Genomic DNA, 16,260 nt, shown 5'->3' on the forward strand with positions numbered 1-16,260 from the left:
ACGGTTGCCGTCCTCCTTCTTCCACACGGCACGCACTCGGCCGTGACTCGCGCCGGCCAAAATTTTCGTGAGTGTCAGTATTGGTGGTGCGGCCACCGTATGCTGCCCTCCATGACCGCCCCCACCAGCGCCGGGCGTCGGGTCACCGCTCAAGACTGGATCCAGACCGGTTTCGCTGTGCTCGCCGAAGGTGGCCCTGGCGCGCTGCGGATCGGCCGCCTGTGTGAACGCCTCGACGTCACCAAGGGCAGCTTCTACTGGCACTTCACCGACATGCCGGCCTACCGCGACGCGCTGGCCCGGGCGTGGGCCAACCACCACGACGAGCAGCGGCGCCGGTTCGAGGACATGGGAGGCGACGAACCCCGCGCGCGGCTGATAGCGATGATCCAGACACTGATGTGTCCCGACCAGTGGGCATTGGAGCGGGCGATGCGCGTGTGGTCGTTGACCGACCGGACGGTGCTGGCCAGCGTCCACCAGAGCGATGTACGCGTGCTGAGCGCGGTGCGCGACGCGCTGGTCGACTACGGCTTCGACGATGGCGAGGCGGATCTGCGTTCGGCTCTGTTGTTCGCCACCGGCATCGGCTTGCTGCACGAGGTCCGGTCGGCGCCGCGCGAGCCCGCGTTATTGAGCGACCGCGTGCTCGACCTCATGCTCCACCGATAGGTCAGCTCAGCCGATGATGCGCGCGATCGACTTCATCGGGATCGGCAACCAGCTCGGCCGGAAGCGCGCCTCGTACGCGGCCTCGTAAATCGCCTTGTCCAGTTCGTAGGCCGCCAACAGCTGGCCGTTGTCCCGAGGATCGGTACCCGAGATCTCGGCGTAGCCCTCACAGAACGATGCGGCGTTGCGGTCCACCCACTCCCGGGCCCGCGCCCCGAGCTGACGATCGCGGTCCTCATCGGACGACTGTTCCATCAACCGTTGGTAGGCCGCGTATTCGAACGAGCGCAACACTCCGGCCACGTCGCGCAGCGGGGAATCCGGCCGGCGCCGTTCCTCGAGCGGCTGACCGGGCTCACCCTCGAAGTCGATCAGCAGCCAGCCCTCGGGTATGCGCAAAACCTGGCCGAGATGCAGATCGCCGTGGATGCGCTGAACGGTGATCGTCTCCTCCGACAGCTTGCGGTACCGCTCCTCGATCAGCGGTCCGTACTTCTCGAGATCGGGCACAGACTTGGTCGCCGCGGCCAGCCGCTCCAACGCGGTGTCGGCCGGGAACACTGCGGTCTCGGTGCCCAGTTCGTCGGCCAGCGTGGCGTGCACCGACGCGACCGCCTCACCGAGCCGATACGACTCGCCGGCGAAGTCACCGCCAACCTCGTCGGCGTACAGGTCACCCTCGGCGAACAGGTCACGGGTGCTGGCGGTCGCCATATCCCAACCCTCGGCAGAGGTCGCCGCGAACTCGGCGACCATGCCGAGCGCGCACGGCTCACCGTCCTCGTGCCCGTCCCACGTCGTCTCAAAGGAGCCGAGCAGCCGCGCCACATGCGGGTTGCCGGCGCGCGCCAGCACGCGATTCAACTCGATGTCCGGGTTCGTTCCCGGCGTGATGCGACGGAAGAGCTTGAGGATCGCCTCCTCCTCGAACACCACGCTGGTGTTGCTCTGTTCTGCTGCCGAGACCCGCGGCGCCGCATCCAGCGGCAACTCGACGTCGGGTTCCTTCACGAACCGCACATCCCCGACCGTCGCCGAGGAATCGATCAGCGACAGCAGGAACTGCGCGGCTGCCGGGTCGTAGAGCGCGTCGTAGGCGGTGCGGTCACCGTCGGTGCCGATGGTGGCGACCTCCGCGTACTCCTCGATCGGTCCGGAGTTCCAGCGCAACAGCACTTGATAGCGCTCACTCGAGCCGTCGGTATAGGAGACGTCGAGCAGCACGAGGTCCAGATCGTCGCGCAGCGCGGTGCAGGCCGCCTGGTGCACCGCGGCCAATTCGCGGCTGCGCCCGGCGTACCACCGTTGGTGTGGCAGCCACTCTTCGAACGGCAGCGTCATGACAGTTCTCCATGCTCCGGGCCGGGTGCCTTCAGCGAGAACCAGTAGAACCCATGGCCGGGCAGGGTCAGGAGGTACGGCAACTGGCCGATGCGGGGAAACTCCACGTATCCGGTCATCTCGACCGGCGTGTATCCGTTGTAGGCCTGCAGATTCAGCTCGATCGGCTGCGGGAACCGGGAGAGGTTGTTGACGCAGAGCACGGTGTCCTTGTGCCCGTCGGCCTTTTCGACCTCGCGGACGTAGGTGAGCACCGACGGGTTCGAGCCGCCCAACTCGTGGAAGCTGCCGATGGCGAACGCGTCGTGGCGGCCGCGTACCGCGAGCATCGTGCGGGTCCAGTTCAGCAGCGAGTTCGAGATGTCGCGCTGCGCTTCCACGTTGACGGCCTGAAAGCCGTAGATCGCATCCTGGTTCGGCGGCAGATACACCCGCCCGGGCGTCGCGGTGGAGAAGCCCGCGTTGCGGTCCGGGGTCCACTGCATCGGGGTACGCACCGCGTCGCGATCGCCGAGCCAGATGATGTCGCCCATCCCGATCTCGTCGCCGTAGTACAACACCGGCGACCCCGGCAGCGAGAGCAGCAGCGCGGTGAACAGTTCCATCTGGTTGCGGTCGTTGTCCAGCAGCGGCGCCAGCCGTCGGCGGATGCCGACGTTCGCCTTCATCCGCGGATCCTTGGCGTACTCGGCGTACATGTAGTCGCGCTCTTCGTCGGTGACCATCTCCAGCGTCAACTCGTCGTGGTTGCGAAGGAAGATGCCCCACTGTGCCATCTCGGGGATGTCGGGCGTCTGCGCCAGGATCTCCGAGATCGGGAAACGCGACTCCCGTCGGACGGCCATGAAGATCCGCGGCATCAGCGGGAAGTGGAACGCCATGTGACATTCGTCGCCGCCGGTGTCGGGATCACCGAAGTACTCGACGACGTCGGCCGGCCACTGGTTCGCCTCGGCCAGAAGCACACGGCCCGGGTACTCGTCGTCGATCACCTTGCGGCAGTGCTTGAGAAACGCGTGCGTCTCGGGCAGGTTCTCGCAGTTTGTGCCCTCCCGCTCGAAGAGGTAGGGCACCGCGTCCAGCCGGAAACCGTCGATGCCGATGTCGAGCCAGAACCGCAGGACGTCGAGCATCGCCTCCTGGACGGCCGGGTTGTCGTAGTTGAGGTCGGGCTGGTGGCTGAAGAAGCGGTGCCAATAGAACTGCCGTCGCACCGGATCGAACGTCCAGTTCGACTCCTCGGTGTCGACGAAGATGATCCGGGCGTCGGAGTACTTGTCGCTGGTGTCGCTCCACACGTAGAAGTCGCCGTACGGTCCGTCGGGATCCCTACGCGATTCCTGGAACCACGCGTGCTGATCGGACGTGTGGTTCATCACGAGGTCGGTGATGACGCGGATTCCGCGGCGGTGCGCGGCATCGAGGAGTTCGACGAAGTCGTCGACGGTGCCGAACTCGGGCAGCACCCGGTAGAAGTCGCGGATGTCGTAACCACCGTCACGCAGCGGCGAATCGTAGAACGGTGGGAGCCAAAGACAGTCCACGCCAAGCCACTTCACGTAGTCGAGTTGCTCTGTCAGTCCGCGCAGATCCCCGATGCCGTCGGAGTTCGAGTCGTAGAACGCGCGCACCAGCACCTCGTAGAAGACGGCGCGTTTGAACCAGGTGCGGTCCTCGGGCAGGACCCGGGCGTGTCCGAAGTCTTCTGCGGTGGGGTGCTCGACGACACCGTCCTCGACGTGACTGCCCTCCGCCGGGTCGTGGTCGTCGGATGCGCGGGCACCGCTGTGCTGGTCCAACCGGTGTAGTTCCATACCGTGTTCAACCTACCCACGTCGCGAAGAATCGAATCGGTGGAATTCGTGCGGGCGCTCACTTCGGTATCGTTCCGGCGTGGCCACACGTGATCACGGCGACCCGGGTGACGCACCGTCGATTCCTCCGCCGCTGACGGAGGTCGTCAACTCCGTCCGACCCACGGCTGCCGAGGAAGCTCGGACCATCGCCGCATCCACCAATACCGCAACCCTGGCGACGCTGACGGCCGACGGCGACCCGTGGGCGTCGTTCGTGACGTACGGGTTGCTCGACGGCGCCCCGGTGCTGTGCGTGTCCAACCTCGCCGAGCACGGGCGCAACCTGTTGGCCGACCCGCGGGCGAGCATCGCGATCGTCGCGCCGACGTCGGAGACCGACCCGCTGGCCAGTGGGAGGGTCACCCTGGCCGGGGTGGCGGAACGGCCCGCCGACGACGAACTCGCCGCCGCGCGCGAGGCACACCTGTCGGCCGTCGCGGCCGCCAAGTACTACATCGACTACAGCGACTTCACGCTGTGGGTGCTGCGGGTACAGCGGGTGCGCTGGGTGGGCGGCTACGGGCGGATGGAGTCGACGAGCGGTGCGGCGTATTCGGCCGCGCAGCCAGATCCGGTGCAACCGCTGGCGGCCGGGGCCGTCGCGCATCTCAACGCCGACCATGCCGACACGCTGGTCGCGATGGCCAAGGCGCTGGGCGGCTACCCGGACACCACTGCGGCGACGTGCACGGGCGCCGACCGGTACGGCCTCGACCTGCGGCTCACCACCGACCGCGGGCTGGCATACACGCGGATCGGCTATCCGAAGAAGATCGATTCGATCGACGAATTACGTTCGGCCGCCGTCGAGCTGACCCGCCTGGCGCGCCGCGGCTGAAATACGATCACCTCATGACTGCTGCGGCTCCCTCCGGGCGACCGGCCACCTGGCAAGCGGCGTTCGATCTGATCGCCACCCGCGGCCACGAGCGACGCGACGAGCCGTTCAAGTTGGCCAGCGGGCAGCTCAGCCACGACTACATCGACGGCAAGTACGCGATCGACACCGGTGAGCGGTTGACGATCGTCAGTCGCGCGGTCGCCGAGCTGGCCGAGAGTCGCGGCATCGAGTTCGACGCGGTGGGTGGGCTGACCATGGGCGCCGACCCGTTGGCGCACGGCGTCGCGATGGTCACCGGCAAGGCGTGGTTCTCGGTGCGCAAGGAGCAGAAGGCGCGCGGACGCGAGCAGTGGATCGAGGGCACCCGCTTAGCGCCGGGTACGCGGGTGTTGCTGGTCGACGACGTGATCAGCACCGGCGGCTCGACCGAGATCGCGTTCGACCGGGTGACCGCGGCGGGTGCGGTGGTCACCGGCGTGATCCCGATGGTGGACCGTGGGGACATCGCCGCCAAACGCTTTGCCGCACGGGGTGTGCCGTTCGCCGCGCTGGTCACCTACCGCGACCTCGGCATCGAACCGGTCAAGGACGTCTGACCCCTCTTCCGCGAACGTGGGTTACCCGCACATTTTTCGCGCGCGGAGCGTGCTGGTAACCCACGTTCGGCGCGGTTAGGCCGGCACGACGAGCACGCCGTCGGATTCCACGCCGATGCTGACCGAGTCGCCGGGTGCGAGGTGGCGCGCCGCCGGGCTTCCCATCTGCGCGCAGATCACCGTGCCGTCACCCATCGCGGCGTAGACCCGCGAGATCGCGCCGAGGAACGCCACCGAGCTGACGGTCGAGCTGCCTGCCGCATCAGCGGTCACCGTCACCGATTCCGGCCGGACCATCGCCAGCCCGGGCCCGGAAGCCACCGAACCCGGCAGCGTCGGCAACGACGTCCCGAGCAGTTGGGCGGTGCCATTCGAAACCGTCGCGCGCACTTTGTTGTTCAGGCCGACGAACTCCGCGACGAACGGTGTCGCCGGGTTGGCGTAGAGGTCGGCGGGCGCGGCCACCTGTTCGAGTCTGCCCTGGTTCAGCACCCCGACACGGTCGGCCACCGCGAGCGCTTCCTCCTGGTCGTGGGTGACGAACAACATCGTCGTACCGACCTCCAACTGCACACGGCGGATCTCGTCGCGCAACTGGGACCGGACTATGGCGTCCAACGCCGACAGCGGTTCATCGAGCAGTAGCACTCGCGGCGCAATCGCCAGGGCGCGGGCCAGTGCGACGCGTTGCTGCTGCCCGCCCGACAATTCGCTGGCGTACTTGTCGGTGTGAGCAGACAGCCCGACCAGGTCCAGCATCTCGGCGGCCCGGGACAGGCGTTCTTGTCTGGAGGCACCGCGCATCTTCAGACCGAACGCGACGTTGTCGAGCACGGTGAGGTGGGGGAACAGGCTGTAGGCCTGGAACACCATGCCCATGTCGCGCTTGTTCGCGGGTACGCGGCTGACGTCTCGCCCGTCGACGCTCACCGTGCCCGACGTCGCCGTGTCCAGCCCGGCGACGATGCGCAGCGCGGTGGTCTTACCGCAGCCCGACGGACCCAGCAGCGCGACGAGCTCGCCGGGTTCGACACGCAGCGTCAGCCCGTCGAGTGCCCTTCTCGACCCGTACACCCGCGTCAGGTCGTTGAGTTCGACGGCGACTCCGGTGGTCATGCGGCGACTCCTCGGCCTCGACGGCGCCCGCGGGTGACGAGCGAAAGGCCCGTCAGCAGAACGAAACCCAGCAGCAGCACGGCCAACGATGCGGCCACCGACGTGGGGCCGTCGGCCTTGCCGATCGCCACGATCTGCACCTGCAAAGTCTCATAACCGCTCAGCGATGCGATGGTGTACTCCCCGAGAACGACGGCAACCGAGATGAAGGCCGCGGACAGAATTCCCGACCAGATGTTCGGCACGACCACCCGCAGAATCGTTGTCGCCCAACCGGCGCCGAGCGATCGCGCGGCCTCGGTGAGAGTCCGCAGGTCAATCGACGACAGCGCCGCGTCCAGCGCACGATACGCGAACGGCAACACCAACACGATGTAGACGAACGTCAGCGTCAACGCGGATTCTCCGAGGAAGTACGTCACCCACAGATAGACATTGCGCAGGCCGACCACGATGACCAACGCCGGAATCGTCAACGGCAACAGGCACAGGAACTCGACGGCGCCCTTGGCCCATGGTGCCCGCAGCCTTACCCAGATCATGGTCGGCACCAGGATCGCCAACATCGCGACCACCGTGTACACCGCGAGCAGCAGGGATACGATGATGGCCGCATACAGCGCGTCATCGGCGATCAGGTTGCCCCACGCCCGCAGAGTGCGCCCACCTGCGAGCAGGTTGCGCGTCGAGAAGTCGGCCATCGCGTAGAGCGGAAACAGGAAGAACGCGCCGAAAAGCACCCAGAGCGCGCCGCGAATCACCTTGGTGGCCCGGGTCATCGAAGCCACCTCGCCGAACGTCGCACCAACCTGTTGTAGGCCACCATCACCACCGCCACGACGACGATCATCTCGAGCGCCAACGCATACGCGAAGCCCGTCTGACCCAGCACCACCTCGCTGGTGAGCGCCGCCCTGATCAGCAGCGGCACGATCGGGCTGCCCTGGCTGACCAACGCGGCGGCCGTCGCGTACGCCGCGAATGCGTTGGCGAACAACAACAGTGCCGACCCCAGGAACGCCGGCGTCAACAACGGCACGACCACTTCGCGGAAGTACTGCAGCCGTGATGCGCCCAGGGTGAGCGCCGCTTCGCGCCACTGCGCCCGCAGACCCTCGAGGGCGGGCATGAACACGATCACCATCAGCGGTATCTGAAAGTACGTGTAGACCAGAATCAGGCCCGGCAACCCGTACAACCACCCCGACGCCGCGAGGTTCCATCCGAGCAGGTGCTCCAGCCACAACGTCAACACGCCGTTGAGCCCGACCGTCGCCAGAAATGCGAAAGCCAGTGCGACACCGCCGAACTGCGCGAGCACGCTGCACAGCGCCAGCACGGCGCGCCGCACCGTCGACGTCGGCGGGCCGGACACGATCAACCAGGACAGCACCGCCCCGAGTGCCGCGCCGATCAGCGCGGTGCTGCCCGAGAGCACCACGCTCTTGCTCAGCGCCGACAACGCCGGACCGGAGAACAATGCGTTGATGCGCTCCAGGGAGAACACGCCGTCGACGACGAACGCGTTGACGATCACCGTCGCGGTGGGGATGAGCAGAAAGACCACCACCACCGCCAGGAACGGCAGCAGCGGCAGGATGTCTCGCGCGGTGTCCCGCAGCCTGGTCAGACTCGCTCCCTCCCGTGCACGGTCAGCCGATCGCGGCGGCCCAGTGCTCCGACAGATACTTGGTGGCCGCCTCGGTCTGCTGGGGCGAGGGAACCGTCACCGGTCCGTCGATGACGGGCAAGGTCTGCGCGGCCGCCTTGTCCAATGTGCCGTCGGTGGCCATGTTGTCGGCGCGAACCGGCCGAACACCGCCGAGCGCGAACAAGTTCTGGCCCTCGTCGCTGTAGAGGAATTCCTGCCACAGGCGCGCGGCGGCCGGGTGCGGCGCGTCCTTGTTGATCGCCTGGTAGTAGTAGCCCGCGACGGCGTACTCCGGCGGTACCAGAACCTGCCACGAGGGCAGTTTCTTGCTTTGCGCCGCGTTGGTGTAGTTCCAATCGATCACCACCGGCGTCTGACCGGATCCGATGGTGGCCGGCGTCGGGTCCACGGGCAGGAAGTTGCCCGCGTCGGCCAGCTTTCGGAAGAACTCGACGCCCGGGGCGATGTCGTCGACCGAACCGCCCTGGGAGAGCGCGACCATCAGCACCCCGGAGAACGCGGCGCCCGCCTGCGTGGGGTCGCCGTTGAGAGCCACCTTGCCCCGATACTCCGGCTTGAGCAGGTCGTCGATGCGGGTCACCGGCGGCACCTTGGCCGAGTCGAAGCCGATCGACATGTATCCGCCGTAATCGTTGACCCAGGTTCCCTCCGCGTCTTTGAACGCCGCCGGGATGTCGTCGAAATTGACCACCTTGTAAGGCGCGAACATCTCGGTGTTGGCCAACGCGACGGACTGGCCGAGGTCGAACACGTCGGGCGCGGTGCTCCTGCCCCTCTGCTGATTGGCCGCGTTGATCTCGTCCTGGCTGGATGCGTCGGGCTGCGCCGAATTGACCTTGATGCCGTACTTGTCGCTGAACGCTTTGATGATCGCGCCGTAGTTGGCCCAATCCGGAGGTAGCGCAATGACATTGAGCTCACGCTCGTTCTTGGCCGCCTCAACGAGCCCGTCGATCCCCCCGAAATCCTCGGCCGAAGTGGCTTCGGCGGCCTTGACACCGGACTGCGTCTGCTGCCCGTCACCGCTCTTGTCCGGCGGCGCGCAGGCAACCGAACCGGCCAGCAGCAGAACGGATGCGGCCAACGCGGCCGCCAGGCTGGTGATCTTCATTGCCGAACCTTCCGATGGTCAGGAGTCGGTGCGGTGACGCAGCGGTCACCGCACCGGATCGCCGCGGTGAACGACTCCGCGCGAGGGCGTCCGAAACCCTATCGCGGCGGTTGTGGCGACGCGCAAGTTCCACCGGACTTCCACCGGACTTTGCCAGGCCGCCACCTTTGCCCGGCGTTAGCATTCTCGTGTGGCGCGACGCGAAGTTTCGGGGGACTTCGACTACCTCATAGACGACCCGGTCGATGTCGCCGATGCCGCCGATTCAGGGGCGGATGCGGACGCGGAGGTCTTCGACCCCGCCAAGGTGCCGGGCCGGGACATGCTGTTCGACGCCTTCGACGAGAACTCCTGGTATTTCGCGCCCGCCCCGCCGCCCTGGTACCGCACGAAACGAAATCTCAGCCTTCTGCTCGCCGCCGCGATCGCGGCCGTCGCGCTCGTCGTGTCCGCTGTCCTGCTGGTCTTCGGCGCGCCCGGCGAGCCCGCCGACCGGGAGCCCGAACCGGTCCGCCCGACCGTTCAGACCACGGCACCGGCGCGCACGTCACCGCAATCACCGAGCACCCCGCCGCCGCCGCGGCCGGCTCCACCGCCGCGCGTCGAGACCTCGGCGGCGCCGGTCGCCCCTCCGCCGCCCGCGACCTACCGGCCGCGCACCCCTCCGACCAGGACCGGCCGCGACCCGGAGATCGGGGTGACGCGCACACCGGTGACCCGGTCACCGATCAGCGTCGCGCCGCAGCGGCCCAGCCAGCGGTGATGGACGCATTCGATCCGGAGGCCATGTTCGCCGCGGCGCCCGTCGCGACGCTCGCCACCGTGGGACCCGCAGGAGCACCACACCTGGTGCCCGTCGTGTTCGCCGTGCACGCCGGAACCGTCTACACCGCCGTCGACGCCAAACGGAAGTCGACGCGCAATCTGCGGCGGTTGAGCAACATCGAGGGCAACCCGCAAGTGAGTGTGCTCGCCGACCACTACGACGACGACTGGACGCAGCTGTGGTGGGTGCGTGTCGACGGCAGCGCCGAAATCCACTACAGCGGCGAAGAATTGGCTACCGGGTACGCGCTGCTGCGCAACAAGTATCCGCAGTATGAGCGGATCGCCCTCGACGGCCCGGTGGTCAGCGTGACCATCACCAAGTGGGCTTCGTGGCAGGCCTGAGCGCGATTTCGGTCAAGCCCTTGTGCTGGCTGTCGGTTAGGGGAATTGTGGTCTAACACACACTTTGGCGGCAGCGCAGCCGTCGTGGAAGGGAACGTCATGGCTGACAAGACGACACATTCCCAGGGCGCCGGAGCCGCCCCGACCGCGGACAGTCCGGCCGCCATCCGCAATGTGGTGCTGGTGGGCCCATCGGGTGGCGGCAAAACAACACTCGTCGAGGCACTTTTGGTGGCCGCGGGAGTCCTGACCAGACAGGGTTCCGTGCAGGACGGCACCACGGTCTGCGACAGCGACGAAGCCGAGATCTCCCAACAGCGTTCGGTGGGCCTTGCACTCGCGTCGCTGCGACACGACGGCATCAAGGTCAATCTCATCGACACTCCCGGTTACGCCGATTTCGTCGGGGAACTGCGGGCGGGGTTACGAGCCGCGGACTGTGCGCTGTTCGTCATCGCCGCCAACGAAGGAGTCGACGAACCCACCAAGGCGCTGTGGCTCGAATGCAGCCAGGTGGGCATGCCGCGCGCCGTGGTCATCACCAAACTCGACCATGCCCGCGCGAACTACCCCAACGCGTTGGCCGCCGCGCAGCGGGCCTTCGGCGACAAGGTGCTTCCGCTGTACCTGCCCGCCGATTCGCCCTGCACCGGGTTGATCGGCCTGCTGTCGCAGACGCACTACGAATACGCCGACGGCAAGCGCACCGCCACCCATGAACCCGACGGCTCGTACGCCGACGCGATCACCGAACACCGCGGCACCCTGATCGAGGGCATCATCGAGGAATCCGAGGACGAGACGCTGATGGAGCGTTACCTCGGTGGCGAACAGATCGACCAGTCGGTGCTCATCGACGATCTGGAGAAGGCCGTCGCCAGGGCGACGTTCTTCCCCGCGCTTCCGGTGTGCAGCGGCACGGGCGTCGGCACGCTCGAACTGCTCGAAATCATCACCGCCGGCTTTCCCTCACCGCCCGAGCACCGGTTGCCCGAGGTCTTCACGCCGCAGGGCAAACCGCGCGCCGAGCTTCCGTGTGACCCGAACGGCCCGCTTCTGGCCGAGGTGGTCAAGACGACGTCCGACCCCTACGTGGGACGGGTCAGCCTGGTCCGGGTGTTCTCGGGAACCATCACGCCCGACTCGACAGTGCATGTGTCCGGCCACTTCTCGTCGTTCTTCGGCGGTAGCGGCTCGTTGACCGGTTCGCTCGCCACTCACGAGGACCACGACGAAGACGAGCGCATCGGGTCGCTGTCCTTTCCCCTGGGCAAGCAACAGCGTCCCGCCCCCTCGGTGATCGCCGGCGACATCTGCGCGATCGGGCGACTCAGCCGGGCCGAGACCGGCGACACGCTGTCCGACAAGTCCGATCCGCTCGTGCTGCGGCCATGGAGCATGCCCGAACCGCTGCTGCCCATCGCGGTGCAGCCCAGAGCCAAGACCGACGAGGACAAACTGTCGGGCGGTCTGCAACGGTTGGCCGCCGAAGATCCGACCCTGCGCATCGAGCAGAACCCCGAGACGCACCAGATCGTGCTGTGGACGATGGGCGAAGCGCACGCCAACGTCGTCCTGGACGCGCTCTCCCGACGCTACGGTGTCGCCGTCGACACCGTCGAGTTACGCATCCCGTTACGAGAGACGTTCGGCGGCAAGGCCAAAGGACACGGCCGCCACGTCAAGCAGTCGGGCGGGCACGGCCAGTACGCGGTCTGCGACATCCAGGTCGAGCCGCTGCCTGAAGGTTCCGGTTTCGAGTTCGTCGACAAGGTCGTCGGCGGCGCGGTACCCCGCCAGTTCATCCCGAGCGTCGAAAAGGGCATTCGGGCGCAGATGGAGAAGGGTGTCGGACCCGGCTACCCGGTCGTCGACATCCGCGTCACGCTGTTCGACGGCAAATCCCACAGTGTCGACTCGTCGGACTTCGCCTTCCAGATGGCGGGCGGGCTGGCGCTGCGGGAAGCGGCCGCGGCGACCAAGGTGAACCTGCTGGAGCCTGTCGACGAAGTGACGGTGCTGATTCCCGACGACTTCGTCGGCGTGATCATGGGCGATCTGGCCGGGCGACGGGGCCGCGTGCTGGGCACCGAAAAGGTCGGCGACGACCGCACACTGGTCAAGGCCGAGATCCCCGAGGTCGAGCTCACCCGCTACGCCATCGATCTGCGTTCGCTGGCCCACGGAGCCGGCACGTTCAGCAGGACCTTCGCCCGCTACGACCCGATGCCCGACCACGCTGCCGCCAAAGTTGCATCAGCGGTCTGAGCACATCACCGGGGCCGGTCCCCACGCCAACTGAAGCTGTTGACGTATTTGCCCATATCCAGGGCGATCTGGAGATTGGCTCCGGACGGTTTGCCGAACCCGAAGTCGGGGCTGAACTGGTGGTACGGCCCCACGGCCGCCGCCACCAACGCCAGATCGTTCTTCACCGCGGCCACTACGAGGACCCGCATGCGCAGATAGCTGCTGTTGGCGCCCTGTGGCCAACAGTCGGCGACTTCGCCGTATCCCGGATGGAAGCCGACCATGGCGTTGGGAATCGCATATGCGGTTTGGGTGTCGGGAAAAGTGGCTTTCACCAACGACTTTGCGATCTCCTGTGCAGATCGGCCCGCCGCGGGTTCGCTGAACAACTGCAGAGTCCCGCCGTCCCCGGCGAGCAGTTCGGCGGTCACACCGTTGGGTTTGGTGCTCACCCGGTAGGCCGACTCGGGCGCGGGATAGGACACCGAGAACGCGCCGTCCGGCGAGGTGAAGCGAGGATTGATGGACACCGGCGTGCCGGTCGGTGGACGCCCGCAGTCGGGCGGGCACACGTAGCGCACCGGCGGCTTGGCCATCATCGCCGACACCCCGACCAGCGCGGCGGCGATCAGCACGATCGCGACCAACCACGTGAGCACCAGCCGACTGCGCGAGGTGCGCCGCGGCGCGGCGGCCGCGTACGCGCCGGCCGGAACCGCGTAGCCGGGAAAGAAGTTCGTTGGCGCGCTCATTCCGGGTCACCGCGAACCGGCCGCGATTCGCGCCGCGCCCTGCGTGACGAGCGCGAGGACGCGCGGGTCGCCACCCCGCATGCCGGGCAGAACGCCATATCCGGCACGACGTGTCCGCAGTGCGGGCACAACAGCGGTTCCTCTGCGCGGATCTCGTCGTGCGCCTCGTGCAGCAACGCCAGGTGTAGACCCAGCCGCAGCAGCAGCAGCGCCACCCCCGCCAACGCGAGGTACAGCACCAGCATCAGCACCTGCGGGAAACGGGCGACGTCGATCAGGCCGAGAGACACATACACGATGAGCACCGCGGCGGCGAAGCCGATCAGCATCGCGCGCACGACACCGGGGCGTTGATCGCGTTTGCTCGGTGGCCGGGTGAACCACAGTGCGGCACCGATCAGTCCACCGGCCGCCGCAGCGATCAACGGCGCCGCCAGCCCCCGGATACCCGCCTCGACCAGCAGGCTCTCCATGGGCCGTTTGCTCACCACACCCGTGCCGAACTGCGGGGCCAACCGCGTGAGCGTTGCCGCCGCGGAGAAGCTCAACGCCGCCAACGCTCCGATCATGAAGCCGTCCAATGCTTCTCGTGACGATGGACGGGTCACGCGAATGATCGCGGCGGGCAACAACATCAGAACGACCCCGCCGAGTGGAACCACGATGCCCATGCTCAGCATGCGCATGCCGACGATCGCCGAACCCAACGCGACACCATAGGATTTGGCGAACATCGCACCGGTCAACAGCGCCCAGCCGACCGCGAGTCCCACTGCCAGGACGACCGTGAGAACCAGTGTGCCAACGGGGAAGTCGCGGAACGCATCCGACTCGCGCAGATACAGCACGAACAGCAGCGGCAGACCCAGCGCAGCAACGGTCACCACGGCGGCGGGTAACCGCAGCAGTGTGAAAGCGATGAGCGCCGCCACCAACACCAGCAGTCCGATCCGGAACGCGGTGCGAGACCGCTGCGGCAGGTGCGGGAACAGCGAGCTCGCGACCGAGACCTGCAGGAGGTGTTCGTTGGGCGCGGCGCTGAAATCGAGCGGGCGCAACCAATCCGGGCCCTCCCGCGGCCGCGGTGTCAGGTGACAACCACACAGCCCGCAGTACTCGCCGGCCGGCACGTCGGTCTTGCAGACCCGGCACTCCGCGGTCGGGACGGTGTCGTCGTCGCCGGTGCTCACGTTGCCGCCTTCTGGAGGATGAGCACGTTGCGCACGAGGTTGTCGACATCCGGGGTGCCCAGGCCGGTCACCAGGTCGTAGCCGGGAAGGGCGTCCGCGACCGCGTTACCTCCGAGGGTGACGTCGCGGAAGGCCGGCAGCGGGGCCCCCCGTGCGATGCGATACAGCAGCGGGTTCAGGTCGCCGAGCAGGCGGCCCCCGTTGGCGAGCAGGTACTGGTTCATCACAGCGGCCAGGCCGGCCCAGATCGGTGCCGACTGCGACGTGCCGCCACCGACCAACGGCGTCTGCGCAAAGACGATGCGCACGCCGGTGAACGGGTCCGCGACGGCGGCGACGTCCGGAGTCAGCCGGCGGTCGGTGTCGCGGTCGGGCCACACCTGGCGCTGCCAGTCCGGACGGTCGAACACCGCCGAGACCCCACCGCCCGTGCCCACCGACAGCGGCACGTCGAACCACGCCTGCTCGGACAGCCACCGACCCTCGCCGTCCGTGGACAGGGTGGTGCCGCCCACGTCGGTCATCTCCGGCAGCGAGGCGATCGAGTCCAGGCCGATGTCGGACTCACCCGGCGGCGAGGACCAGTCGTCGCCGCCTTTGCACTCCAGCCCCGCGAGATCACCGCTGGCGTTGAACGCCGTCGTGCCGTGTGACTGCGCGGTGGCCAGCGCCGACCGCACGGGGGCGAGGTCGGCGGCGGTGATCAGCTTGTCGCAGCCCCATCCGATGGAGAAGCTCCACACGGCGCCCGGATACCGACGGTCGGTCTCCTCGAGCATCTGGCCGATGCGTTCGAAGGCGCCGTCGGCGGTGACGGTCGGAAGGGCACTGACCACGACCTTGCGGGCATCGGGAGCGACCGCGTGCGCCACCTGAAGGTCCATCGTGGCTTCGCCGCGCGGTTCGTCGAGTTCACCGACCACCTCGGGGGTGAACCGCGGCAGGTCGTAGGTGTCGGCGAAGCTGTCGAGGTCGGCCTGGTCGAACCCGTCGAAGGTGAAGAACACGATCGTGGTGCCCTTGCCGGTGTAGCCGGCCGCGGTCAGCGGCGCGGCGTTGTAGGTGTTGCGCAGCGCCTCCGGCGTCAGGCCCTTGTCCGGAACATCGAGCGGCAGCGTCCAGATGTGCGATGTGTGATGCGGCACGTAGCCGAGGATCCGGCCGACCTCGAAGACCTCGTCGCGCAACACATCCGGCACGTCCGGCTGCTGCGGGGATGCGTAGAACACCTGGCCTCGGCGCCCGCGGTAGTCACGCACCTCGACGTCGAACGCATCGGCGACCGATGCCGCCGGACCCTCCACCACGGCCCACTGATGTCCGGGGCGCCACCGCACGGAAAGCCCGCGACCGTCCGCCCAGGCGTACACCCCCGCGGGGCGGTGCCCGTCGCGCAACGCCATCGTCAACTGCACCCCGCTGTCACGCGAGGCTCCCAGATCGGTCGAGCTCGCCAACAGGTAGGAGTACGGGCCGGCGATCACCTCGCCGCCGGAGCGCACGGAGGCGGGGCGCAGATCGGAGACGAGTACGAACACGCCCGCCGCGATCAGCGCCAGCACGCCGAGTTGCCGCGGACTCACCGTGCGAACCCGGATCGGTGGACGGCTAGCCTCGATCTTTCGTGATGATCGGTTGATGACGGGCGTGTAATGCACGGAAGTGCCTGTCCTGCTTGAGAAAATCGGCTTGT

15 protein-coding genes are annotated in these 16,260 nt (G+C 67.5%); 6 read left to right on the forward strand and 9 right to left on the reverse strand.

Annotated features, from left to right (window positions below; all coding sequences use genetic code 11):
* The first annotated feature begins 111 nt into the window (after positions 1 to 111).
* On the forward strand, positions 112 to 672 hold the full coding sequence (locus tag RMCN_RS20490; RefSeq protein WP_067393144.1) for a TetR/AcrR family transcriptional regulator: 561 nt from the start codon (positions 112 to 114) through the stop codon (positions 670 to 672).
* Positions 673 to 678: 6 nt separating this feature from the next.
* Here the strand turns inward: RMCN_RS20490 and RMCN_RS20495 are convergent, their stop codons facing one another.
* Together RMCN_RS20495 and treS are read right to left on the reverse strand one after the other, a co-directional pair.
* Positions 679 to 2,013 (reverse strand): maltokinase N-terminal cap-like domain-containing protein, encoded by a 1,335-nt coding sequence (locus tag RMCN_RS20495; protein ID WP_067392999.1) that lies wholly within the window; start codon positions 2,011 to 2,013, stop codon positions 679 to 681.
* Positions 2,010 to 3,827, reverse strand: a complete 1,818-nt coding sequence (gene treS / locus RMCN_RS20500; RefSeq protein ID WP_064413801.1) for a maltose alpha-D-glucosyltransferase — start codon at positions 3,825 to 3,827, stop codon at positions 2,010 to 2,012. Before treS ends, RMCN_RS20495 begins: the two co-directional genes overlap by 4 nt.
* 79 nt (positions 3,828 to 3,906) lie before the next feature.
* Between treS and RMCN_RS20505 the strand changes: the two genes are divergently transcribed.
* Together RMCN_RS20505 and pyrE are read left to right on the forward strand one after the other, a co-directional pair.
* Positions 3,907 to 4,707, forward strand: a complete 801-nt coding sequence (locus RMCN_RS20505; RefSeq protein WP_067393002.1) for a HugZ family pyridoxamine 5'-phosphate oxidase — start codon at positions 3,907 to 3,909, stop codon at positions 4,705 to 4,707.
* Between the two features lie 14 nt (positions 4,708 to 4,721).
* A complete protein-coding gene (pyrE, locus tag RMCN_RS20510) occupies positions 4,722 to 5,306 on the forward strand; it encodes an orotate phosphoribosyltransferase (RefSeq protein WP_064349141.1) in 585 nt (194 codons plus the stop codon).
* 75 nt (positions 5,307 to 5,381) lie between these two features.
* Here pyrE and RMCN_RS20515 read toward each other — a convergent pair whose 3' ends face one another.
* From RMCN_RS20515 to RMCN_RS20530, 4 genes are read right to left on the reverse strand one after another with little or no spacing between them, the layout of a single operon-like run.
* The gene (locus RMCN_RS20515) at positions 5,382 to 6,422 is read right to left on the reverse strand and encodes an ABC transporter ATP-binding protein (protein ID WP_067393005.1); all 1,041 of its coding nucleotides are present in this window, start codon (positions 6,420 to 6,422) and stop codon (positions 5,382 to 5,384) included.
* Positions 6,419 to 7,201 carry an ABC transporter permease gene (locus RMCN_RS20520; protein ID WP_067393008.1) on the reverse strand — a complete coding sequence of 261 codons (783 nt, stop codon included), beginning with the start codon at positions 7,199 to 7,201 and terminating at the stop codon, positions 6,419 to 6,421. Before RMCN_RS20520 ends, RMCN_RS20515 begins: the two co-directional genes overlap by 4 nt.
* Positions 7,198 to 8,043: an ABC transporter permease gene (locus RMCN_RS20525; RefSeq protein ID WP_067393011.1), complete on the reverse strand. Its 846-nt coding sequence runs from the start codon at positions 8,041 to 8,043 to the stop codon at positions 7,198 to 7,200. Before RMCN_RS20525 ends, RMCN_RS20520 begins: the two co-directional genes overlap by 4 nt.
* Before the next feature lie 31 nt (positions 8,044 to 8,074).
* Positions 8,075 to 9,205 (reverse strand): ABC transporter substrate-binding protein, encoded by a 1,131-nt coding sequence (locus RMCN_RS20530; RefSeq protein WP_067393013.1) that lies wholly within the window; start codon positions 9,203 to 9,205, stop codon positions 8,075 to 8,077.
* A 190-nt stretch (positions 9,206 to 9,395) separates the two neighbouring features.
* Between RMCN_RS20530 and RMCN_RS31110 the strand changes: the two genes are divergently transcribed.
* From RMCN_RS31110 to RMCN_RS20545, 3 genes are all read left to right on the forward strand, one after another.
* Positions 9,396 to 9,968, forward strand: a complete 573-nt coding sequence (locus RMCN_RS31110) for a hypothetical protein (RefSeq protein WP_067393016.1) — start codon at positions 9,396 to 9,398, stop codon at positions 9,966 to 9,968.
* Positions 9,968 to 10,375, forward strand: a complete 408-nt coding sequence (locus RMCN_RS20540) for a TIGR03668 family PPOX class F420-dependent oxidoreductase (protein WP_064413794.1) — start codon at positions 9,968 to 9,970, stop codon at positions 10,373 to 10,375. The genes RMCN_RS31110 and RMCN_RS20540 overlap by 1 nt, the downstream gene beginning before the upstream one ends.
* A 99-nt stretch (positions 10,376 to 10,474) precedes the next feature.
* Entirely contained in the window at positions 10,475 to 12,643 is a 2,169-nt protein-coding gene (locus tag RMCN_RS20545) for an elongation factor G-like protein EF-G2 (protein WP_067393019.1), read from the forward strand.
* A 5-nt stretch (positions 12,644 to 12,648) separates the two neighbouring features.
* Here the strand turns inward: RMCN_RS20545 and RMCN_RS20550 are convergent, their stop codons facing one another.
* The 3 genes from RMCN_RS20550 to RMCN_RS20560 are packed head-to-tail and all read right to left on the reverse strand — an operon-like array spanning position 12,649 to position 16,150.
* A complete protein-coding gene (locus tag RMCN_RS20550; protein ID WP_067393022.1) occupies positions 12,649 to 13,377 on the reverse strand; it encodes a hypothetical protein in 729 nt (242 codons plus the stop codon).
* Positions 13,374 to 14,567 (reverse strand): zinc ribbon domain-containing protein, encoded by a 1,194-nt coding sequence (locus RMCN_RS20555; RefSeq protein WP_067393025.1) that lies wholly within the window; start codon positions 14,565 to 14,567, stop codon positions 13,374 to 13,376. The genes RMCN_RS20550 and RMCN_RS20555 overlap by 4 nt, the downstream gene beginning before the upstream one ends.
* Entirely contained in the window at positions 14,564 to 16,150 is a 1,587-nt protein-coding gene (locus tag RMCN_RS20560; RefSeq protein ID WP_067393027.1) for a S53 family peptidase, read from the reverse strand. Before RMCN_RS20560 ends, RMCN_RS20555 begins: the two co-directional genes overlap by 4 nt.
* Between the last annotated feature and the right edge of the window lie 110 nt (positions 16,151 to 16,260).

Source organism: Mycolicibacterium novocastrense (assembly GCF_001570485.1).
Taxonomy (GTDB): Bacteria; Actinomycetota; Actinomycetes; order Mycobacteriales; family Mycobacteriaceae; genus Mycobacterium; species Mycobacterium novocastrense.